Annotated in this window: 26 protein-coding genes; 13 read left to right on the top strand and 13 right to left on the bottom strand. The window is 64.3% G+C overall.

The annotated features are described in order from the left end of the window. Positions 1-115: 115 nt before the first annotated feature. Positions 116-1,126 (top strand): cation diffusion facilitator family transporter, encoded by a 1,011-nt coding sequence (locus BWQ93_RS02650; RefSeq protein ID WP_443029372.1) that lies wholly within the window; start codon positions 116-118, stop codon positions 1,124-1,126. Here the strand turns inward: BWQ93_RS02650 and BWQ93_RS02645 are convergent. Genes BWQ93_RS02645 through BWQ93_RS02635 form a run of 3 tightly spaced genes read right to left on the bottom strand, consistent with a single transcriptional unit; the run spans position 1,123 to position 4,134 of the window. After that, on the bottom strand, positions 1,123-2,196 hold the full coding sequence (locus BWQ93_RS02645) for a sensor histidine kinase (protein ID WP_232314713.1): 1,074 nt from the start codon (positions 2,194-2,196) through the stop codon (positions 1,123-1,125). The genes BWQ93_RS02650 and BWQ93_RS02645 overlap by 4 nt on opposite strands. Then, positions 2,193-2,639, bottom strand: coding sequence for a response regulator (locus tag BWQ93_RS02640; RefSeq protein WP_056350270.1), 447 nt, complete (start codon positions 2,637-2,639; stop codon positions 2,193-2,195). The genes BWQ93_RS02645 and BWQ93_RS02640 overlap by 4 nt, the downstream gene beginning before the upstream one ends. Continuing rightward, positions 2,632-4,134 carry a sensor histidine kinase gene (locus BWQ93_RS02635; RefSeq protein ID WP_077029163.1) on the bottom strand — a complete coding sequence of 501 codons (1,503 nt, stop codon included), beginning with the start codon at positions 4,132-4,134 and terminating at the stop codon, positions 2,632-2,634. Before BWQ93_RS02635 ends, BWQ93_RS02640 begins: the two co-directional genes overlap by 8 nt. A gap of 261 nt (positions 4,135-4,395) precedes the next feature. Here BWQ93_RS02635 and BWQ93_RS02630 point away from each other — a divergent pair, with 261 nt between their 5' ends. Then, positions 4,396-4,746, top strand: a complete 351-nt coding sequence (locus BWQ93_RS02630; RefSeq protein ID WP_077029162.1) for a response regulator — start codon at positions 4,396-4,398, stop codon at positions 4,744-4,746. A 22-nt stretch (positions 4,747-4,768) separates the two neighbouring features. Here BWQ93_RS02630 and BWQ93_RS02625 read toward each other — a convergent pair whose 3' ends face one another. Further along, positions 4,769-5,026 (bottom strand): hypothetical protein, encoded by a 258-nt coding sequence (locus tag BWQ93_RS02625; RefSeq protein ID WP_077029161.1) that lies wholly within the window; start codon positions 5,024-5,026, stop codon positions 4,769-4,771. A gap of 125 nt (positions 5,027-5,151) precedes the next feature. Here BWQ93_RS02625 and BWQ93_RS02620 point away from each other — a divergent pair, with 125 nt between their 5' ends. Next, on the top strand, positions 5,152-5,367 hold the full coding sequence (locus BWQ93_RS02620) for a DUF2945 domain-containing protein (RefSeq protein WP_077029160.1): 216 nt from the start codon (positions 5,152-5,154) through the stop codon (positions 5,365-5,367). A 68-nt stretch (positions 5,368-5,435) separates the two neighbouring features. On the opposite strand, the gene BWQ93_RS02615 is transcribed toward BWQ93_RS02620, so the two are convergent. From BWQ93_RS02615 to BWQ93_RS02595, 5 genes are all read right to left on the bottom strand, one after another. After that, positions 5,436-5,921, bottom strand: a complete 486-nt coding sequence (locus BWQ93_RS02615) for a CinA family protein (protein ID WP_077029159.1) — start codon at positions 5,919-5,921, stop codon at positions 5,436-5,438. Between the two features lies 1 nt (position 5,922). Beyond that, positions 5,923-6,423, bottom strand: a complete 501-nt coding sequence (locus BWQ93_RS02610; RefSeq protein ID WP_062179512.1) for a hemerythrin domain-containing protein — start codon at positions 6,421-6,423, stop codon at positions 5,923-5,925. 69 nt (positions 6,424-6,492) lie between these two features. Then, positions 6,493-6,975 carry a DUF421 domain-containing protein gene (locus tag BWQ93_RS02605; RefSeq protein ID WP_056350254.1) on the bottom strand — a complete coding sequence of 161 codons (483 nt, stop codon included), beginning with the start codon at positions 6,973-6,975 and terminating at the stop codon, positions 6,493-6,495. Beyond that, positions 6,975-7,538 carry a hypothetical protein gene (locus tag BWQ93_RS02600; RefSeq protein ID WP_077029158.1) on the bottom strand — a complete coding sequence of 188 codons (564 nt, stop codon included), beginning with the start codon at positions 7,536-7,538 and terminating at the stop codon, positions 6,975-6,977. The genes BWQ93_RS02605 and BWQ93_RS02600 overlap by 1 nt, the downstream gene beginning before the upstream one ends. Beyond that, on the bottom strand, positions 7,535-7,717 hold the full coding sequence (locus tag BWQ93_RS02595; RefSeq protein ID WP_056350250.1) for a DUF3606 domain-containing protein: 183 nt from the start codon (positions 7,715-7,717) through the stop codon (positions 7,535-7,537). Before BWQ93_RS02595 ends, BWQ93_RS02600 begins: the two co-directional genes overlap by 4 nt. 260 nt (positions 7,718-7,977) lie before the next feature. Between BWQ93_RS02595 and BWQ93_RS21030 the strand changes: the two genes are divergently transcribed. The 7 genes from BWQ93_RS21030 (at position 7,978) to BWQ93_RS02565 (ending at position 13,053) form a co-directional block, all read left to right on the top strand. Then, complete coding sequence (locus BWQ93_RS21030; protein WP_167346272.1) at positions 7,978-8,154, top strand: hypothetical protein; 177 nt, start codon at positions 7,978-7,980, stop codon at positions 8,152-8,154. A gap of 146 nt (positions 8,155-8,300) precedes the next feature. Beyond that, positions 8,301-9,953: an FAD/NAD(P)-binding protein gene (locus BWQ93_RS02590; protein WP_077029157.1), complete on the top strand. Its 1,653-nt coding sequence runs from the start codon at positions 8,301-8,303 to the stop codon at positions 9,951-9,953. Next, the gene (locus BWQ93_RS02585) at positions 9,950-10,489 is read left to right on the top strand and encodes a DUF1543 domain-containing protein (RefSeq protein ID WP_077029156.1); all 540 of its coding nucleotides are present in this window, start codon (positions 9,950-9,952) and stop codon (positions 10,487-10,489) included. Before BWQ93_RS02590 ends, BWQ93_RS02585 begins: the two co-directional genes overlap by 4 nt. Before the next feature lie 91 nt (positions 10,490-10,580). Further along, complete coding sequence (locus tag BWQ93_RS02580; RefSeq protein WP_077029155.1) at positions 10,581-11,012, top strand: pyridoxamine 5'-phosphate oxidase family protein; 432 nt, start codon at positions 10,581-10,583, stop codon at positions 11,010-11,012. Between the two features lie 114 nt (positions 11,013-11,126). Beyond that, positions 11,127-11,609: a GFA family protein gene (locus BWQ93_RS02575; RefSeq protein WP_077032160.1), complete on the top strand. Its 483-nt coding sequence runs from the start codon at positions 11,127-11,129 to the stop codon at positions 11,607-11,609. 7 nt (positions 11,610-11,616) lie between these two features. Next, complete coding sequence (locus BWQ93_RS02570; protein ID WP_232314711.1) at positions 11,617-12,159, top strand: hypothetical protein; 543 nt, start codon at positions 11,617-11,619, stop codon at positions 12,157-12,159. Between the two features lie 27 nt (positions 12,160-12,186). Next, on the top strand, positions 12,187-13,053 hold the full coding sequence (locus BWQ93_RS02565) for an alpha/beta fold hydrolase (RefSeq protein ID WP_077029154.1): 867 nt from the start codon (positions 12,187-12,189) through the stop codon (positions 13,051-13,053). Between the two features lie 131 nt (positions 13,054-13,184). Here BWQ93_RS02565 and BWQ93_RS02560 read toward each other — a convergent pair whose 3' ends face one another. From BWQ93_RS02560 to BWQ93_RS02550, 3 genes are all read right to left on the bottom strand, one after another. After that, entirely contained in the window at positions 13,185-13,460 is a 276-nt protein-coding gene (locus BWQ93_RS02560; RefSeq protein WP_054727924.1) for a hypothetical protein, read from the bottom strand. 79 nt (positions 13,461-13,539) lie between these two features. Then, positions 13,540-14,331: a DUF1206 domain-containing protein gene (locus BWQ93_RS02555; protein ID WP_083720556.1), complete on the bottom strand. Its 792-nt coding sequence runs from the start codon at positions 14,329-14,331 to the stop codon at positions 13,540-13,542. 165 nt (positions 14,332-14,496) lie between these two features. Next, on the bottom strand, positions 14,497-15,150 hold the full coding sequence (locus tag BWQ93_RS02550; protein ID WP_257787757.1) for an alpha/beta hydrolase: 654 nt from the start codon (positions 15,148-15,150) through the stop codon (positions 14,497-14,499). Between the two features lie 223 nt (positions 15,151-15,373). On the opposite strand from BWQ93_RS02550, the gene BWQ93_RS02545 reads away from it, so the two are divergent. Together BWQ93_RS02545 and BWQ93_RS02540 are read left to right on the top strand one after the other, a co-directional pair. After that, the gene (locus tag BWQ93_RS02545; RefSeq protein WP_083720552.1) at positions 15,374-16,309 is read left to right on the top strand and encodes an SDR family oxidoreductase; all 936 of its coding nucleotides are present in this window, start codon (positions 15,374-15,376) and stop codon (positions 16,307-16,309) included. A 190-nt stretch (positions 16,310-16,499) separates the two neighbouring features. Further along, positions 16,500-16,796 carry a plasmid stabilization protein gene (locus BWQ93_RS02540; protein ID WP_077029153.1) on the top strand — a complete coding sequence of 99 codons (297 nt, stop codon included), beginning with the start codon at positions 16,500-16,502 and terminating at the stop codon, positions 16,794-16,796. Positions 16,797-16,832: 36 nt separating this feature from the next. Here BWQ93_RS02540 and BWQ93_RS02535 read toward each other — a convergent pair whose 3' ends face one another. After that, the gene (locus BWQ93_RS02535) at positions 16,833-17,057 is read right to left on the bottom strand and encodes a hypothetical protein (protein ID WP_077029152.1); all 225 of its coding nucleotides are present in this window, start codon (positions 17,055-17,057) and stop codon (positions 16,833-16,835) included. Positions 17,058-17,407: 350 nt separating this feature from the next. Between BWQ93_RS02535 and BWQ93_RS02530 the strand changes: the two genes are divergently transcribed. Continuing rightward, positions 17,408-18,439 carry a mannose-1-phosphate guanylyltransferase gene (locus BWQ93_RS02530; RefSeq protein ID WP_077029151.1) on the top strand — a complete coding sequence of 344 codons (1,032 nt, stop codon included), beginning with the start codon at positions 17,408-17,410 and terminating at the stop codon, positions 18,437-18,439. Positions 18,440-18,442 lie beyond the last annotated feature (3 nt).

Raw genomic sequence — 18,442 nt, 5'->3', positions numbered from 1 at the left:
CGGGAACGTGCCGCCCCGCCGGGCGTAGCTGTCCCATGACGCGTCTCATCCCCTGTCTATCGATATCGAGAGCCTGCGCGGCCCCTTGCGCCGCGATGGCGAAGGTAGCTCGGTGATAGACCAGTCTGATACGGGCAAGCCGCGCTCGAGGGCGCATCATATCAGGGCGAACATCGTGCTTTATGGTGCGCTCTTTGCCAATCTCGGCATCGCCGTCGCCAAATTTGTCGCCGCGGCGATCAGTGGTTCCTCGTCGATGCTATCGGAAGGGGTCCATTCGCTCGTCGACAGCGGCAATCAGATGCTGCTCCTCTACGGCCAGGCGAAGGCAAAGCGGCCGCCCGACAATCGTCATCCCTTCGGCTACGGCCGCGAACTTTATTTCTGGGCGTTCGTCGTCGCAATCCTCATCTTTGCCGTCGGAGCCGGCATTTCCATCTACGAAGGCTGGGTTCACTACCGGGATCCCGAGCCGCTTCGCGATCCGACGATCAACTATGTGGTGCTCGCCATCGCCTTCCTGCTCGAGGGTGCGTCGTGGACGATCGCGGTGCGCGAGTTTAACGCCGGGCGGCGCGGGCTCGGCTGGTGGACGGCGGTGCGGCGGTCGAAGGATCCCGCAGGTTTCATCGTTCTGTTCGAAGACAGCGCCGCGCTCGCCGGCCTCGCCATCGCCGCCGGCGGCATATGGCTGAGCCATGCGACAGGGGATCCGCGGATCGACGGCATCGCCTCGATGGCGATCGGCGCAATCCTGGCGGCGGTCGCGATCCTTCTAGCCCGCGAAGCGAAGGAGCTGTTGATCGGCGAGGCTGCGGACCCCGAACTGATCGCGCGTATCTGGACCATCGTCGAACGGCGCCGCGAAATTACAGCGGTCAATCATGTGCGCACGATCCACACCGCACCCAATTCGATCTTCGTCGCGGTAAGCGCCGACTTCGAGGATCGTCTCGCCATGGGCGAGGCCGAGACGCTGATCGAGGCGATCGAGGCCGAGCTCAAGGCCGCGTCGAGCGATATCAGCTCGATCTACATCCGCCCCGAAAAGCAGTCCGATGCGCTCGTCCAGCCTCGCCCGTCGGCGGCGGCCGAACCCGCGCGGCAGCCGCGCGGCGCAAACTAGACTTTGAGCTCGCCCGGTCGCAACTGGATCCGGATGAGCGCGCTCGTGCCCGGCATATCGCGCGATGCATCGACCGCGCTGTAAGAGACAGCCGCCTTGTGGGTCCGCGCCAACGCTTCGATGAGGCGCGTTCCGAGACCCGTGCCGCGCGCCGTTCCGTCGGACGGCATCCCTGCCCCGTCGTCGACAACCGCGAGTTCGAGCAATGTCTCGTCGGCCCGGCGAAGCGATATCCGAATCTCGCCATCACGGCTGTCGCCATAGGCATATTTGCACGCGTTGCTCACCCATTCGTTGGCGATCATGCCGAGCGCCACGGCCTTGTCGGTGGCCACACGCATGGGCTCGACGTCGGCGATGACACGCCGCGCGGCGACCCCTGTCGACCAGGTTGCCGAGAGATCCTCGGCAAGGCCGCCCAGATAGTCGTCCATCGCCACATATTCGACGTCTTCGGTGGTGTAGAGGCGCCGGTTGACTTGCGCGACCGTCGCGATCCGTTGCTGCGTCTTCTGCAGCGCCTCGCGGGCGGCGGGATCGGCGAGCGTCTTCGACTGGAGGGCGACGAAAGACATCACCATCTGGAGATTGTTCGCGACGCGGTGGTTCACTTCCTTGAGCAGCGCTTCCAGCCGCGCATTGGTCGCGCGCAGCTCGCTCTCCACCTCGGCGCGCGCGCGCCGAAGCTGGGCACGCTCGAGCACCTGTTCGAAGCTCGAGGCCAAGAGATCGAAGAAATCCTCGCCGACCGACTTTACCACATAATCGTCGGCACCCGACTTCAACGCCGCCACGGCGATGCGGCTCTCCTCGGAGCCCGTCACATAGACGACGGGCGGGCAGTCGCGCAGGGCGCGAAGCGCCTCGAGCGTGGCAAGCCCGTCCTGCCCGGGCATATAGTGATCGACGGCAACGAGATCGAAGGCAGTGACCTTCGCCATGTCGACGCCCTCGCCGCCGCTTGCCGCGAGGCTGACTTCATAACCTTTCCGGCCAAGCGCGCGCGACGCAAGCCGCCGCATGCCGTCGTCGTCATCGATATAGAGAATGTGGGCCAGGGCGGGTCTCAAGCCGGGTCGGGATCGGGGACCTGGATCACCGACAGGAAGAGACCGAGCTGGCGAATGGCGTCGGCGAAATTCTCATAGTTCACCGGCTTGGTGATATAGACGTTGCAGCCGAGGTCGTAGCAGCGCTGGATCTCGATCTTGTCGTCGGTGGTCGTGAGCACGACGACGGGCGTGCGGCGCAGCGGACTGCTGTCGGCCTTCAGCCTGGCGAGAATGTCGGTCCCGCTCATGTCGGGCAGATTGAGGTCGAGCAGCACGAGCGCCGGCCCGTTGCGCACCGGGCCCTCCGCCGCATCGTACAGGAACTCGAGAGCCGAGGTGCCGTCGAGAAAATGATGGATCTTGTTGGAAATGCCGGCGCGCCGGATGTTCTTCTCGATAAGGCGCGCATGCCCCTCGTCGTCCTCGATCATCACGATGTTTACGGGCAGTTGGTCAGGCATCTTCTTCTCCGCTTTGCCACACGAGGGGCAGGATCAGCCGAAAGGTGGAACCCGCACCGAGTTCGGACTGGATTTCGATATTACCGCCGAGGCGATAGGCAAGCGCGCGGGCGTGGGCAAGACCGATCCCCTCCCCCTGCTGGTCCTGGACGCCCGACCTTCGGAAGAGGTCGAACACACGTTCGTGATCGCGCGGCTCGATGCCGCGACCATTGTCGGCGACCGCCACCCAAGCGCGCCCGAGATCGGCGCCCCCGGCTATGCGAATGATCCCCGCCCGCCCCGGCTGCGAATATTTGAGGGCATTTTCGATGAGATTCGAGAGGATCTGCTCGACCGCGACCCGGTCATTGATCACGGTCGGCAGGTCCGACACTTCGACCGTCGTGCCGGTCTCGTCGATGCGGTGCTGCAGGCTGCCGACGATCGCGCCCACGACGTCGCCGAGAGCAAGCGTTTCGGGCGCGAGCGTGCGGCGACCCTGGCGCGAGAGATTGAGGATCGCGTTGATCAGCCGGTCCATCTTCTGCGTGGAGGTGCGAATGAAGCCGATCGATTCCGGCAGATCCTCCTCGATCGCGAGCCGCGTCGCGGCGTCGGGCGCCTTCCAGCCCTGCGCATCGCCCTGTTCGAGATAGCCCGAGATCGCCTTGCGCGCGGTCTCGAGTTCGGCCGTGAAACCCATCACATTGACGAGTGGCGAACGCAGATCGTGCGACACGATATAGGCGAAGCGCTGGATTTCGGCATTGGCGCGCTTGAGTTCGCCCGTGCGCGCATCGACCAGTTCCTCAAGCCCTTCGTTGAGACGGCGAAGTTCCGCGCGCGATGCGCGGAGCTCGACGAGATTGTTGCGAACGAGGAGCAGCGTGGCGGCTGCAACGACCAGCAGGAGAATGCCGGTTCCGATCAGCGTCAGGGTGAACAGCGACTGTGTGCGCTGCTGGCGTGCTTCGCGATCCTTGAGGAGGGCGAGTTCGCTCTCGAGCATCGTCTCGACGACCGCGCGCGCAGCGCGCACCTCGAGCACCCCCTTGTCGTTCGCGAAGTCGGCGATCAGTGCCGAGCGGTCCGTGCCGCGAAGGCCGAGAGTCGCCTGGTAATGACGGCCATAGGCGTCGAGATGCGCGCGGAGCCTGGCGGCGCGGCCGCGCTGGTTTGGATTGTCGCTAATCAGCGCCTCGAGCGAGGCGAGCTGGGCGCGCGACCGGTCCTCGGCCTCATCCATGATCGCCGCGAAGGCCGGGTTCTGCGTGAGGATCAGCCCGCGGCGCGCCGTTTCCATTCGTTCGGTCGCGCTGGCGAAAGCCCCGAGATTTGCCTCGACAGCGAGCGTGTGCGCCACCTTTCGGGCGTCGGCCTCATTCTGGCGCTGCACATAAAAAGCAGTCAATGCCGCCGCGAGGAGCGCAACAAATCCGATCGTCAGGAGAAGGATGATGAGGCGACTCGCCCGCGTGTCGCGGCCGAGCGACGAGATCCTGGCCGATTCCATCGATATGCCCCTCGGCCCGGTCGAACAATTTGTGCCGTTGCATGCACTGCCATGCCCTTCGTGGCAAGCAGCCTTGCTAGCCCTATCAGCCGAGATTGCAGGCGGTCTGGGTGGCGATTAACATGGATCAATATGATTTTGGATGAGGGTCGCCGATGCTCAGGCGTAGGCGCGGCACCGGGAGGACATTCACTCGGATGCCGCCGTAAGTCGAGCTTCGTGAGCGCGCCGCAAGCGCCTCGCAGATAATGCAGGAAAAATATGCCCAAAAGGATATTGGTCGTCGAAGATGATCCACTTGTCGCCATGATGCTCGAAGATGCGCTGGGCGCGCTGGGGCATGATATTGTCGGGGACGCCGGCGATATCGCATCGGCGCTCAGACATATCGCGACAGGCGAATTCGATGCCGCGATTGTAGACGTCTACCTCGAATCCGGCTTGCCTTGCGATGCGGTAGCCGAGGCTCTCGCGGCACGCTCGATCCCATTCCTTGTCGCGACGGGCGGCTTTGTCGGTCAGCCCGGCCCCTGCTGGAACGACAGGCCGATCCTCGCGAAGCCTTTCACCATCGATAGCCTCGAAGTCGCGCTCGCCAGCCTCGCTCAATAATGAACCGAGCGCGCGCCGCCGATCAGAGTCCGGCTTTCTCAAGGGCGGCGGCGACCTCATCGCCGAGCCCATCCGGCCCTTTTGGATACATGCGGTTGAGCAATGTCTGTATCCGCTTCTGGGCGACTTGCAGGGCCTTGTGGCGTACCTCGCGTTCGCGGTTCGTCCGCCAGGATCGGCTCTCACCAAGCAACGCGGCCCATTTCGCCTCTTCGGCGGCAAGCACGGCCAGAGCAAGCCGCAGACCGTCGCGCCGACCGCGCGCGTGATCGTCATTCATCGCAGCCTCCCCACCGTATTCGGCAATCGCATCGAAAGAGCCTGCGACAGATGTCTTCCTGCTCGCCGCTCCAAGAGAGGAACCTTTCCCGCGCACGCGGACTGTTTCTTAAAAGGAGAGCGACCATGAAAGACGAACCCAAGAAGGGCGACGAGGTGACGTGGAAGAGCCACGGCGGACGCGCCGAGGGCAACGTCGTGCGAAAAGTGACGAAAGCAATGGACATCAAAGGCCATCATGTCGCGGCATCGCCGGCGAACCCCGAATATCTGGTCGAAACGGCCGAAGGCAAGCGGGCGGCCCACAAGGCTGGGGCCTTGAAGCGGAAAGCGCCGCGCTAAGGACGGCTGCCGAACTCGGCTCTGCTCCCGCCTCCGATCCCGCCCGCCGGAGCGCCCGCGATCCTCGTTCACGATGCCGCATCGATCATGATCTGTAGCGCTGCGGCCACGGCCTGATCGAGCACATTGCGGCGCCCGATATCGCCGAAATGAAAATCCATGACCCGCACCGCGTTGGCGTCGGCCGCGCCAATGTAGACAAGGCCTACCTCTTCGCGGCCTTCGCGAGGGCCGCAGAACCCCGTGATCGCAATTGCAATGTCGGCATGGCTTGTCCGAAGAGCGCCAGTCGCCATCGCGGCGGCGACCTCGGGATTCACCGCTCCATCTCGCTCGGCGTCTTCTCGGGCGACGCCGAGCATCTCGCATTTGGCGTCGACCGAATAGACGATGAAGCCGCGCTCAAGATGAACTCCGAGCGCGGCATCGGCTGCGAGAACCGCTGCGAGCTGACCGCCGGTGCAGCTTTCGGCTGTCACGAAACGCAGCGTCTTTCCGGCTAGATGCCGGGCCAGCTTACGCGTACGCCGTTCGATCAGCGTTGCAGCGCTCACCCTACATCGTGGCGAGTTCGGCGGGGGGAAGGCCCGCGGTCTCGGCCTGACGCTTCAGCTCCTCTTTCCGGGCAAGCATCCTTTCGCCGAGTGCGTCGAGGTCGACGTCGGCGGCACGCGCCTGCTGGAACATATTGTCGTGCTGCTTTTCCTCTTCCTTCACATGATGCTTGATCTCTTCCGACAGCACCGTGACCTTCGCCTCGAAAAATTCGTCGTCGGGTCCCGAGGCGACGATATCGTTGATCAGGATCTTGGCGCCATCATGCTCGACATAGGCTTCCTTGAGGAGATCGTCGTCGATCTTTCCCTTGAGCGCCGGATAGAAGACCTCCTCCTCGATCTGCGCATGGATTTTGAGCTCGGTGCAGATCCGGTCTGCGATCTTCGCCTTGCGGTCGGTGCCGCTCGCCTTCTCGAATTCCTCGAACAGGGCTTCGACGGCACGGTGATCGGCCGCGAGGATATGGGTGGCGTCGGTGTCGACTTCGGTCGGTTTCATGGCAGTCTCCATCGTCATGCCCCGCGCCTGTTCAGCGCGCGGCGAGCCCGAAAGTTGCGCTCGATCCGCTCACACCGCGCCGTCGTCGGCATCGCGCTGGCGCGACGCGCCTTCGGACCGCTTGATGAAGCTGATCTTGCCCTGCGGCTCGAGGATCGCCCATTCCACGTCGGAAATGTGGGCAATGCCCGCGAGCCGCATCTCGGACTCGATCTCGTCGGCGGTAAGCCGGTCGCGGTGAAGATTGTCGCGGATGATCTCGCCCTGCTTCACCACGACGCGCGGATGGCCTTCGAGCAGATTCTTGAGCCGCGGAAAGAGATAGGTCGCCCAGCTCAGGGTGAGCGCCCAGAAGGCGAAGGTCACGATCGCGAGCAACGCGCCGGTCAGGCTGAAATCATTATGGGTGACGCCCTGCTGGATGAGGTCGCCCATCACCACGAGCAGAACCAGCTCGAAAGGCGTCATCTGCCCCAGTTCGCGTTTTCCCATGAGACGGAGGAGCGCATAGAGCAGGAAAAACATCGCACTCGCGCGAAGGACGATATCCATCAGGGCAGGACCTTGACCTCTAGCGGCATGCTGCCGAGCCGCTGCTCGCCGTCGAACAGCGCAATCTCGCCCTTGGTTCCTGCGAAGAGCGGCGGGTTGATCTGGCCATCGATCTTGACGACCAGCGTCTCGCCCGCGCGAAGCTCCCCATAGGAGAAACGATAGGCGCCGTCCTTGTAGCTTTCCTCGGCGGCGGCGGGGAGCATCGTGTTGATCGTCATGTCGGTCCAGAGCGACGGGGAGACCGCAAGCACCGCATCGGAAACATCGCGGATCGCCTCGACACGAATGCGGGTTTCGAAAAACTCGCCGTTGCGAATGACCGAGGGCGTCTTCACCTCGAGCCGCGCTGCTCCAAAATCCTCGACGCGCAGCGGACTCAGCTGGCCACCGACGAGGCCCGATAGCGCGACGGCGACGATGGCAGCGAGCAGGACGAAGGAAACGGGGCTCGCGTGGCGGTGCCAGCGCTGCCCGGAGATCATCTTTTCGCTGATTCCGTCCGGGCGACGGCTGTTCGCTGCAGCCGCGTCGCCGCCCGTCCCCTCGGGGCCCGCCGTCAAGCCAAGGGCTCCGGCCACGGCCGCGCGAGATAGGTACGAACCGCATCGGCGCGATCGCCGACTGCCGCGACCGCGATCAATATCTCGGACTGGCTGACGCCCAATATACGCGCCCAGGCGAGCATCGCGTCGGGCGCGCTTCGATCGATGCGGTCAAGTTCGAACTGTTGGTGGATCACGCCCGTCTCTCGTTGATGATGACGGGCGAACGCGTGCAGGGTACAAAAGTTGCGGTTCGGCGACGATCGCCGAAGGGCGTTCGCAGGCTTCAGGGCAATGGCCAAGCCTCGCCGTCGTCACTCTTTCATGCGCGCCGCGAAACGCCGCGATGCGGCCAAAGTTGCGCACGGCGGCGAAGATAAATCTGGGCGATCGCAGGCAACTTTCGCCCGCGTCCAAGGGTTTCTCAGACCAGAACCCACAGCCAATGGAGAGTATCATGAGCGTCAAGGGACAGATCAAGGAAGCTGCCGGCTATGTGAAGGAAGAAGCCTTCGAAAACGGCGACAGCCCCGAGGCCAAGCGCAAGGCGCAGGAAGGCCGCGACCTTCGCAACGAAGGCCGCATCGAAGACGGCAAGCCGCCGAAGACGGGTACTCCCGGCACCGAAAACTAATCCTCCCGCCAAGTTGATGGCCCCCTTCGGGTCCGCGCATGCGGACCCTTTTTTTTTGGCTGGGCGCCCCGGAGCAGCTGAGGAGAATTCGCATTGACCCAGAGCAAGTCGGCCGAACCTCTGCGCGCCCGGAGCATTGTCGCAATATGACACCCCGCATAGCCTTTGTCGGAGCCGGCCCGACCACGCTCTACACGCTGCATGCGCTTCTCGCCCACCACCCCTCGCCCTTCCGTCTTGCCGTGTATGAAGCGCAGGCGTGCGCGGGGCGCGGAACGCCCTATCGGCCCGGCTGGAACGACCCCGCCATGCTGGCGAATATCGCCAGCATCGAAATCCCGCCGCTTGCCGAGACGCTGTGCGACTGGCTGATACGTCAGCCGCCGGAGCGCCTCGCCGATCTCGGCATCGATCCCGATGCGATCGGCGAACGGACCTTCTATCCGCGCGTCGCGCTCGGCGAATATTTCCGCGACCAGTTCGACGCCGTTATCGACATGGCGCGGGCGCGCGGTATCGAGCTCGAGCTGCGCACGCGGTGCCGCGTCGAGGACGTCGTCAGCACGTCCGGCGCGATGATACTCAAGGTTCGCATGAGGTCGGGCGAACTCGCCGACGAGGCTTTCGATCATGTCGTCCTCGCGACGGGCCACCAATGGCCCGCCGAGCCCGAGGTTCGGCCAGGCTATTTCCTCAGCCCCTGGCCCGCCTCGGCTCTGGCCACGGTACCGCCCTGCGATATCGGCATTCGCGGCAGCTCGCTCACGGCCATCGACGCCTGTATCGCGCTCGCCAACATCCATGGCTCGTTTGACGAAAACCGGAACGGCGAGACGCATTATCGTCCGGCATCCGCCACCGACGCGTTCCACATGACGATGATGTCGAGGAAGGGCCTGCTCCCCGAAGCCGACTTCTATGCGCCGCTTCCCTATGAGCCGCTCGCCATCTGTACCGAGGAGGCGATCACGCGTCTCGTCGCGAGCGAAGAAGACGAGCTGCTCGATGCCGCCTTCGCACTGTTCAAGGCGGAGCTTGCCGCTGCCGATCCCCCTTACGCCGCGGGTATCGGCCTGGAGGACCTCGACCTCGAGGGCTTCTGCGAAGCCTATTTTGCGCGGCGCGCAGCGAGCGATCCCTTTGTGTGGGCCGAGGCGAATCTCGCCAAAGCGCAGCACGACTATGCCGCAAGGCACACAGTCGCCTGGCGTTACGCGATCCTGCGCATGCACGAAACTCTCGCGCTTCTCGTGCCATATCTGGAGGGAACGGACTACCGCCGCTTCGTCCGTTACTTCAAGCCGGTGTTCGTCGACGATTATGCCACCGTTCCCCACAAATCGATCCGGCGGCTGATCGCGCTCCACCGCGCCGGGAGGCTCGATGTCATGGCGATCGGCGACGATTACCGCATCGACACGAGCCGCGAAGAGGCAGGCGCGTCCCTGATCCTGGGCGGCGAGCAGCGGCATTTTGAGGTGTTTATCGAGGCGATGGGCCAGCGCCCACTCGGCGCCGCAGCCTTTCCATTCTCCTCGCTGCGGCAACAGGGCATCGTGCGCGATGCAGCGCCTGGTGCCGGCAAGTCGGAGGCGCGGGGCATCGCGATCGACGATGCCTTCCACCCGATTGCAGACGATATCCCGGAATCCCGCCTCTACTGCCTCAGCCTGCCCTTCCTGCTCGGCCGCCACCCTTTCATCCAGGGGATAACGAGTTCGCACGAAATGGGCATGGTGGTCGGAGAACAGCTTGCAGCCGCGATCGGCCAGGCGAATGCCGAGGAGAAGGCCGCGTGAAGCTCTTCGCCATTTATGTCGGCGGCGAGATGGCCGGCGCCAATATCGAGCTGCACGACATGCGCTTCGTCGCCGCGCCCACGATCACCGACACTTATAATGCGCTCCGCCGCCAATGGTGGGGCACGCCGGGCAGCCTCCATATCGACTGCTGGGCCGAGATCGATCACGCAGATGGCTATGACATAGTTTTGAAGACCGCGCCCTTCGAGGGTCCCGAACGGCTCTATTATGTCAATCTAGGCGGCTATATCCGGGGCGAATTTCTCGAGCGCCACCGCAATCTTTTCATTGTGGCGGACACGCTCGCGCGCGCGAAGTCGCGCGCGCTCGCATCGGTGCGGGAGTGGGTGCAGCCGCACCGCGACGAGATGTACGAGGCCGAGCAGGCCTTTGCGCTCGACGCGGTGGCCGCCGAAGCCCGGCTCCACATCCATCTCGTGCCCGCCCCGCGGCGCGAGCTCCCGATCACCTGCGAATATCGCCCGATCCGCGCGCCGCGCCGGCAAAGCCGGACCGCCGCGACCGGTCCCTGACCCAAGCCGCGAGGCGCAGCCCCCCTCCGCAACTCCCGCCTTCGCGGCGCATTGATGCAGATACAGACGCTCCAGACAAAAGGCTCCTCCCATGACCATGACGATCGAACAGCTTTCCGAGAAGATGAAGGATATCGACTTCGCGATGCTCGCCACGCACACCGCGGGCGGCGCCATCGGGTCGCGGCCGATGAGCAACAATCGCGAAGTCGATTATGACGGCGATGCCTGGTTCTTCACCGACGAGACGTCCCACATGGTCGCCGATATCGCGGCCAACCCGAACGTCAATCTGAGCTATCAGGGCAAATCGGGCCTGCTCGGCATGCGGCCCTTCTTCCTCGCCGTCGAGGGTCACGCAGAGCTCATCCGCGACAAGGCCGAATTCGCCGAACATTGGACGAAGGGCCTCGAACGCTGGTGGCCGGACGGCATCGAGACGCCAGGGATCGTCCTCATCAAGGTGTCGGGCACCCGCGCGCATTATTGGGACGGGGAAGATGAGGGCGAAGTTCAGCTCTGACAAGGAAAGACATCCCGCCACGGTTCCCGGTCGGTGAAGGACAAAGAGAAGCCACCACCCCATCGGTCTGCCACTACCCTCTCCGATACCCGCGCCGCGAGAAAGGCGAGCTCCATGCCGAACGCCTCCGATAGCGACAATGCAAGCGCCGAAGAGGTTGCGCTTGATGGGGGCTGCGCTTGCGGCGCGGTTCGGTACCGCCTCGAGGAAAAGCCATATGATAGCGGCTGGTGTCACTGCCGTGTCTGTCAGCATATCTCGGGGGCGGGCGGCATGGTCTTTACGACCGTCCATCTCGACCGGTACCGCATCCTTGCGGGCGAAGAGCATATCGGACGCTTCGCATCGACCAGCTTCGGAACGCGCAGCTTCTGCCGGACGTGCGGCTCGCCGCTAACGATCCATGTGCGCCACCAGGCCGATGAGATCGATATTGCGGCGGGGACGCTGGACGATCCGGAAGAGATTGCGCCAGCTTTCCAGCTTTACACCGCCGAGGCGCCGAGCTGGATGCCGATGATGGCGTTCCTTCCGCGGTACAAGGCGCTGCGACCGAAGACGCGCGGGCTCGACGAGGGTGTCACGGAGGCGGGCTGAGGCGTAGATGAAGACCGCGCCCCAAGAGCCGCACGTGGCAAAATCGCAACCGCTTTTGCAGCGGGGCGTTTCCTGGTCAGATCATGACGATTTCGAGTTCCGCCGCGTCGAACCAAAGCTCGATCCGCTACTGAAAGGACAAGACATGCGCATCCTCATCTTCGGTGCCGGCGCCGCACTTTTTCTCGCCGCTTGCGACAGTAAGCAGGAAGCTGCCGAGGACAGGATGGAACGTGCCGCCGAGACCAGCGCTACGGTCGCCGGCCCCCTCCCTGCGGCGCTCGGCCTCAGCGAGCCACAACTTCTCGACGCTGATATCGTCGGCGCGGACGGGAAGGATCTCGGAGACGTATCGCAGGTGCTGCGCGGCGCCGACGACAATGTGGACCGTCTCCTCGTTGAGCTCGATGGCGTCGGTCCCGACCGCTATGTTCATGTACCGGTGCAGGGCCTCAAACCTATCGTACTCGGCGACGACACCGATCTTCAGACGAGCATGACCAAGACCGACCTCGATGCGCTGCCCGAAGTGGAACTGCCAGCCCCTTGAGATCGTGACGCGCGAGGAGCATCGACTGTGAACGGAGAAACTCTCCATCGGCGGATCGATGTCGGCGGAGTTGATATCTTTTACAGGGAGGCAGGACCGCCCGACGCTCCGGTCCTGCTGCTGCCGCATGGCTATCCCTGTTCGTCGTTCGAGTTTCGCAATCTCCTGCCGCGGCTTGGCGATCGGTGGCGGCTGCTCGCACCCGATTATCCGGGCATGGGCTACAGCGACACGCCCGAGCATTTCGACTATAGCTTTGACGGCTATGCGCAGCTTCTCGACGGGTTCGTGCGTGCGCTCGGCGTCGAGCGCTTTGTGCTCTATCTTCACGATTTCGGCTCGCCGATCGGCGCACGTCTCGCGATCATGCGGCCTGAACGCATCCTCGCGCAGATCATCCAGAATGGGGACATTCCCTATGAGGATGCGCTGGGCGACAAATATGCCGAGATAGAGAAGAGCTGGTCGCTTCCCGAACCCGAGATGCGCGCCGAGATCGGCAAGGCAATCAGCGAGGATGTTTTTCGCGAAGAGTTTCTGAACGACGTGCGGCCCGATCTCGTGCCGCGCATTCCGCCGGACCTCTGGAAACTGCACTGGTCGCTGATCACTCCGCGGCGCCGCGAGATCGCGATCGACCTTATCGCCGGCCTCAAGGCCAACCGCTCCTGGTTCGGCGCGCATCGACGCTATCTGCGCGAGCACCACCCGCCGACGCTCATCGTCTGGGGTCCGCAGGATTTCTACATGCCCGAGAAGTCTGCGCGCGCCTATTTGCGCGATCTCCCCGACGCCGAGCTGCATCTGCTCGACGGCGGCCATTGGCTTCTCGAAACCAACCTCGACGAGGTTGTCCCGCTGATCGGGGACTTTCTCGATCGGACGCTGTGCTGAGAAGCGACGCCGAACCGCGTTCCCTTGCCTTATCCCAGCGGCGCCAGCTGCCAGCAGCCTGAGCCGGGCCACCGCAACGATAAAGGGCGCCGGAACCGGCGCCCTTCACCCTGCCCTTAGGGAAGGCAGTCTTATTTCTTCTGGGTGTCGCCGACGCCGGTTTCGGACGGAGCGATCTCGCCATTGTCGTCCATCGCGTTGGCCTTTTCTTCGCCTTGCTCTTCGACGACATCGGCCTTCTGCTCCATCGCCTCTTTGGCGGGACCTTCGGGCATCGCGTCGGCCTGATCGTCGATCGCCTCGGCCTTCGCTTCGGCCTGATCCTCGACCTTGTCGGCGGCGGGGCTCTGGCAGGCGCCGAGCGCGAGGGCCGAGGTTGCGGCGAGGGTTACAAACAGCTTTTTCATCGAGACTCTCCCTGTTGATGACTGCCCTGCAAACGCGGCGAAGCCCACAGGGTTCCGCGGGCCCGTGCAATGGGCATCGTCAGCGTCGCGCTGCCATGATCCGCGCGATCATGTCTTCATCGCGAAGCCGCCGCCAGCGGGCCTCGACGAAGCTGTGTACGCCGAACAGGAACAGCCCGGCGGCAACGAGCAGATAGAGCGGCGGATTGTCGGTGAGCGCCGAGAGCGCGTCGCCGAGGCCCTTGACCTCGCGGGCAGCGCCGAACCAGGCGCCGCGCACGAGCGAGGCGCCGATGACCGCGAACACGACCGCGCGCGCAGCAAGCCCCGCCCGCCCGACGGGCACGGCCCATGCAGGTGCTGCCGCATCGAGATCCTTCGCAAAATCGGTGGTCCAGGCCTTGACCGCCTGCTGCACGGCCGCCGCGAGGAAGGCGCCGCCGACGAACCCGAGGAGCAGGCCGCCAAGCGGCAGGTCGAGCAGCATGCCCGCCGCCTCTTTCTCGCGGCCGTCTTCGGCGCCGCCGCCCGAGGCAAGGCGAAGCGCCGCCCAGGCGAGAAAGAAATGGGCGATGCCGCTCGCGGCATAGCCTATCCGCACAGCGACGCCCTTCGCACCGATTCCCTTGTTTTCGCTATCGAGCGCCGCCCCGTACAGGCGATAGGCGCCGTAAAGCGCCAGACCCATCGCGAGAGAAGCAAGAAGGATCGAGCCAGCGGGCATATCGCGGACCGAGCGGAACACAGCTTGCGGACTGGCGTCGTCGGCCGACGAACCGGTGAGCGCTATCCATGCCAGCAGGCAATAGACGACGCCGCGCGCGAACCACCCCGTCCGCGCAAATGTCTCGAGCCGCCGCAGCTTGTTCATGATGCCTGTCCCCGAATGTTGACCTATCAGGCCAACGCCCGCTGCACCCGGCAGTTCCGCGCGGCTCCCACCCCACCGCGGCTGCCCCCCCTCTCCCTTCCCGGCCACCCCGCGTCGCTCGCCGACACCCGTGCGCCCGATGCCGCCGTGACGAAGCTGCGCGGTTCAGCCGCAGCTTTTTACAAAGGCGCCGGTCACGAAGTCGCGGCCGGTCCGCAGTCCGACCGGGTCGACGCTGTGCGCGACGCCGTAGGAGATATGCGTCTCGACATCGACGCCGAGCCGCTTCAACTGGCTCTCGGACATGTGCAGCGCCGCGATCGGTACGACGGGGTCGGCCGTGCCGTGCACCAACAGGACTGGCGGTTTCGACGGAACATGATGCCCGAGATCCGCCGCGCCCGCGAGCATGCCCGAATAGCCGACGATAGCGGCAACGGCGCGGGGGCGGCGAAGGCCGACCTGAAGCGCCATCATCGTGCCCTGGCTGAAACCCACAAGGGCGAGATCGGCCTCGCTGAGGTCATATTGCGCGAGCTTGCGATCGATGAACGCGTCGATCGCCGGCGCTGCCGACGCAGCGCCTGCGGCCAACGCCGCCGGGGCGAAACCCGACAGCCCCCACCATTGGTAGCCCCCGCCCATTATCGAACATCGCTGCGGTGCATGCGGCGCAAGAAACAGCGTGTCTGGCAAGGCCTCCTGCCACTCCGGCGCCAGCGAAATCATGTCGGAGCCGCTCGACCCGAAGCCGTGGAGCAGCAGCACGATGTTTTTGGGGGCGCCTCCGGAGCGAGGTTGCAGGCTGGCACCGTTCACGATCTTGGACAAACTTCTTCTCTCAGCTTCGGCAGCGCAGGGCGCGCCCCCGGGCGGTAAGGATTGCAACGCTGCATAGGTAGAAAGTCGGCCGCGCATGTCCAGCCCATGGAATGTACCGGACAGCTCCGCCGCAGCGCAGCTCGGCATGAGCCAAGAGCTCCGCAACCAAGTGTAGGACCCGCCGGTTTGTCGATGACAGGCAGAACAGGAGGAGTCGGCAATGGCACGCAAATCAGAGGCCGGAAAGGTCGGAGAAACCGCGTCCGAGAAGCGCGGAAAACAGACGGCGGCAAGGAAACTGCGGAAGGAGGTCGGCGAGACGAAGACGATCCGCACGCCGCCGAAAGACCGGGAATCCGATCTCGACCGCGCGCCGAAATGGGAGCCGCGCTATGCCGGTTCCGACCGTCTCAAGGACAAGGTCGCGATCGTGACCGGCGGCGACAGCGGGATCGGGCGCGCGGTAGCCGTATTGTTCGCCCGCGAAGGTGCGGACATCGCAATCGTTTACAAGAGCAACAAGGCCGATGCCGAGGAAACGGCTTCGCTCGTAGGCGCCGAAGGGCGGACCGCGATCCTCGTCAAGGCCGACGTGGCTAAAACCAGCGCCGGAAAGACTATCGTCGACAAGGTCGTGAGCAAGCTGAAGCGCATCGATGTTCTCGTCAACAATGCGGGCGAACAGCATCCGGCGGACGATATTCGCGACATCAGCCCGGAGCAGCTGCAGCGCACCTTCGCCACCAATATCTTCGGCATGTTCTATCTTGTGCAGGCTGCGCTGCCGCATCTCAAGAAAGGCGCGGCGATCATCAATTGCACGAGCGTGACAATGTATCAGGGGAGCGGTGGTCTGCTCGACTATAGTGCGACCAAGGGCGCCATTACCGCCTTCACGCGCTCGCTCAGCGAGAATCTGATCGAGAAGGGCATCAGGGTGAATGCGGTCGCGCCCGGACCGATCTGGACCCCGCTCAATCCACGCGGCGGAGCGCCAGCCAAAAAAGTCGAAAGTTTTGGCGAGACGACGCCGATGAAGCGACCGGGAGAGCCCAACGAGGTCGCGCCGAGCTTCCTCTTTCTTGCGTGCGACGACAGCAGCTACATATCGGGCCAGGTGCTCCACCCGAACGGCGGAACGGTCGTCAACGGATAGACCGCGCCGAGCGGCAATCATATCTGGGCGCCGCCGCCGCTCGCAACGATTGTCACGCGGTGCCGACACGGCCAGCGCGCTCGTGTCCGTCTCCGGAAGCGAGGTCTTGCATGCCACCGATTAGCGTCTTTAGCGGAACCCCAAGATGTTCCGTTGGTTGACCAAAGGGGGCCGGATAGGGAGAATTGTCATGCCCCGTGGGGACAAATCAAGCTACACCGACAAGCAAAAGCGCAAGGCCGAGCATATCGAAGAAAGTTATGAGAAGCGCGGCGTCGGCAAGAAGGAAGCGGAGAGCCGCGCATGGGCAACGGTGAACAAGGAGTCGGGCGGCGGCAACAAGTCGGGTTCCGGCCGTGGCCAGCCCGATACCCATGAAGCCTCGAGAAAACGTGGCCGCAAAAGCGGTACGGGCAAGAGCAGCGAAAAGCGATCGGCGGCCGCGAAAAAGGGTTGGGAAACGCGCCGCCGAAATGCCAAGGGATAGCGGCGGACGAGATTAGCAAGGACCGACAAAGAGCCCCTATACGGGCGCTCCGGTCCAGGCAGCGCCGCCCTCACCCTCATAAGATTTCAGCCGATCGACAAGGCTTCGGCGCTCCGCCGCTACCTCGCGCAGGAGGAGGATCGCGGCCTCCCGGTCGAGGCCGACAGGATCAAGACGGCCTTGATCGATCCGCGCGATGAGGTCGGAGAGGAATTTCAGCTCTTGCCCGGCCAGCATCAGAAAGGTGTCGCTCTCGTTCATGCCTGTTCAACGCCCCGGTGCCCCGGCGGGCTGCATGCGGCGGAAGTGAAGTCCGACCGGCAAGCCTCCACAATCTTCGTCGTTGAAGCATTCTTATCGCCGACTTCGCAATTTTCCGGCGCAACAGGACACGCTGACCGCGCTCAATCCGGATCACGCATGCGAGAATTCGGTATAACCTGCGTTAATCCGCCCCGAATTTCGGGCCTTTGCGCAGAAACAGGGGCAACTCGCTCGCTTGCGCGGCGTTCGTTCGGACATGGTCCAGCCGGTCGCTCATTTCGAAAACGGCGGAAAGTCGATCGGGTCGAGCTCGCGCGCCTCCGCCCCGACCCTAGAAGGTTGATCCTATGTCTGCGACGATCCAGCCCGTCATTCTTTGCGGCGGCGCGGGTACGCGCCTCTGGCCTGCTTCCCGCGGCGCGCGTGCCAAACAGTTTCTCGACATCATCGGAAAGGAGAGCCTGTTCGCCCGCACGCTCGATCGGGCAACCGGAGCCGGCTTTTCGGCGCCGCTCATCGTGTGCGGCGCCGAGCATGTCGCGATGGTGCGCGAGCAATCCCAGGGTCGCGACCTTCGGCTGATCGTCGAGCCCGCGGCGCGCAACACCGCTGCCGCCATCGCGCTCGCGGTCGCTTCGTCGGCCGATGACGTTCTGCTGCTCGTCATGCCGAGCGATCATGTCATCGCCGATGTAGCCGCATTCCGGGGCGCCATCGCCAAAGCCGCCGATCTGGCGCGCGACGACTGGCTGGTCACATTCGGCATCGCCCCCGATCGGCCCGACACGGGCTTCGGCTACATCGCCAGCGGCGCGCCGCTCGGCGGCGCGGGATTTGCCGTCGCCCGCTTCGTCGAGAAGCCGCCGCTCGCCGATGCCGAAGCGATGCTTCGCGAGGGTGGCTACAGCTGGAACGCCGGCATCTTCCTCTTCCGGGCCGGTCGCATGCGCGAAGCGATGCTCACGCATTGCCCGGCCATATATCGCGCGGCGGAAGCCGCGGTCGCCAATGCGCTGCACGATGGCGATGCCCTGCACGCGGCAAGCGCGCCGTTCGAACAGGCGCCCTCTGATTCGATCGACTATGCCGTGATGGAGAAAGACGCCCGCGTTGCGGTCGTCCCCGTGTCGATGGGCTGGTCGGACCTAGGCAGCTGGCAGGCGGTGCACGCGCTCGCAGGTGCCGACGCTTCCGGTAATGCTTGCAGCGACGATCTTTTCGCACACGACAGCCACAATTGCCTCGTCCGCGCGCCCGGAAAACGCGTGTCGCTCGTCGGCATGGACAATGTCGGCGTCATCGTCGACGGCGACGATATCCTCGTTATCGCGCTCGACCGATCGCAGGAAGTCCGCGCCGCAGCCAAGGCGCGCGCCTGAAGT

The sequence above is a fragment of the Sphingopyxis sp. QXT-31 genome (genome assembly GCF_001984035.1).
In the GTDB taxonomy this organism is placed as follows: domain Bacteria; phylum Pseudomonadota; class Alphaproteobacteria; order Sphingomonadales; family Sphingomonadaceae; genus Sphingopyxis.
The sequence above is the reverse complement of the archived record's forward strand: the minus strand, read 5'-3'. Positions and strand labels throughout refer to the sequence as shown.

What these genes read in the sequence shown, in the direction of transcription:
- BWQ93_RS02555 (WP_083720556.1), bottom strand. Translation starts at nt 14,331, where the DNA reads ATGAACAAGCTGCGGCGGCTCGAGACATTTGCGCGGACGGGGTGGTTC.
- BWQ93_RS02535 (WP_077029152.1), bottom strand. Translation starts at nt 17,057, where the DNA reads ATGAACGAGAGCGACACCTTTCTGATGCTGGCCGGGCAAGAGCTGAAA.
- BWQ93_RS02530 (WP_077029151.1), top strand. Translation starts at nt 17,408, where the DNA reads ATGTCTGCGACGATCCAGCCCGTCATTCTTTGCGGCGGCGCGGGTACG.
- BWQ93_RS02560 (WP_054727924.1), bottom strand. Translation starts at nt 13,460, where the DNA reads ATGAAAAAGCTGTTTGTAACCCTCGCCGCAACCTCGGCCCTCGCGCTC.
- BWQ93_RS02575 (WP_077032160.1), top strand. Translation starts at nt 11,127, where the DNA reads ATGCCGAACGCCTCCGATAGCGACAATGCAAGCGCCGAAGAGGTTGCG.
- BWQ93_RS02545 (WP_083720552.1), top strand. Translation starts at nt 15,374, where the DNA reads ATGGCACGCAAATCAGAGGCCGGAAAGGTCGGAGAAACCGCGTCCGAG.
- BWQ93_RS02540 (WP_077029153.1), top strand. Translation starts at nt 16,500, where the DNA reads ATGCCCCGTGGGGACAAATCAAGCTACACCGACAAGCAAAAGCGCAAG.
- BWQ93_RS02640 (WP_056350270.1), bottom strand. Translation starts at nt 2,639, where the DNA reads ATGCCTGACCAACTGCCCGTAAACATCGTGATGATCGAGGACGACGAG.
- BWQ93_RS02590 (WP_077029157.1), top strand. Translation starts at nt 8,301, where the DNA reads ATGACACCCCGCATAGCCTTTGTCGGAGCCGGCCCGACCACGCTCTAC.
- BWQ93_RS02635 (WP_077029163.1), bottom strand. Translation starts at nt 4,134, where the DNA reads ATGGAATCGGCCAGGATCTCGTCGCTCGGCCGCGACACGCGGGCGAGT.
- BWQ93_RS02580 (WP_077029155.1), top strand. Translation starts at nt 10,581, where the DNA reads ATGACCATGACGATCGAACAGCTTTCCGAGAAGATGAAGGATATCGAC.
- BWQ93_RS02605 (WP_056350254.1), bottom strand. Translation starts at nt 6,975, where the DNA reads ATGGATATCGTCCTTCGCGCGAGTGCGATGTTTTTCCTGCTCTATGCG.
- BWQ93_RS02630 (WP_077029162.1), top strand. Translation starts at nt 4,396, where the DNA reads ATGCCCAAAAGGATATTGGTCGTCGAAGATGATCCACTTGTCGCCATG.
- BWQ93_RS21030 (WP_167346272.1), top strand. Translation starts at nt 7,978, where the DNA reads ATGAGCGTCAAGGGACAGATCAAGGAAGCTGCCGGCTATGTGAAGGAA.
- BWQ93_RS02620 (WP_077029160.1), top strand. Translation starts at nt 5,152, where the DNA reads ATGAAAGACGAACCCAAGAAGGGCGACGAGGTGACGTGGAAGAGCCAC.
- BWQ93_RS02610 (WP_062179512.1), bottom strand. Translation starts at nt 6,423, where the DNA reads ATGAAACCGACCGAAGTCGACACCGACGCCACCCATATCCTCGCGGCC.
- BWQ93_RS02570 (WP_232314711.1), top strand. Translation starts at nt 11,617, where the DNA reads ATGAAGACCGCGCCCCAAGAGCCGCACGTGGCAAAATCGCAACCGCTT.
- BWQ93_RS02625 (WP_077029161.1), bottom strand. Translation starts at nt 5,026, where the DNA reads ATGAATGACGATCACGCGCGCGGTCGGCGCGACGGTCTGCGGCTTGCT.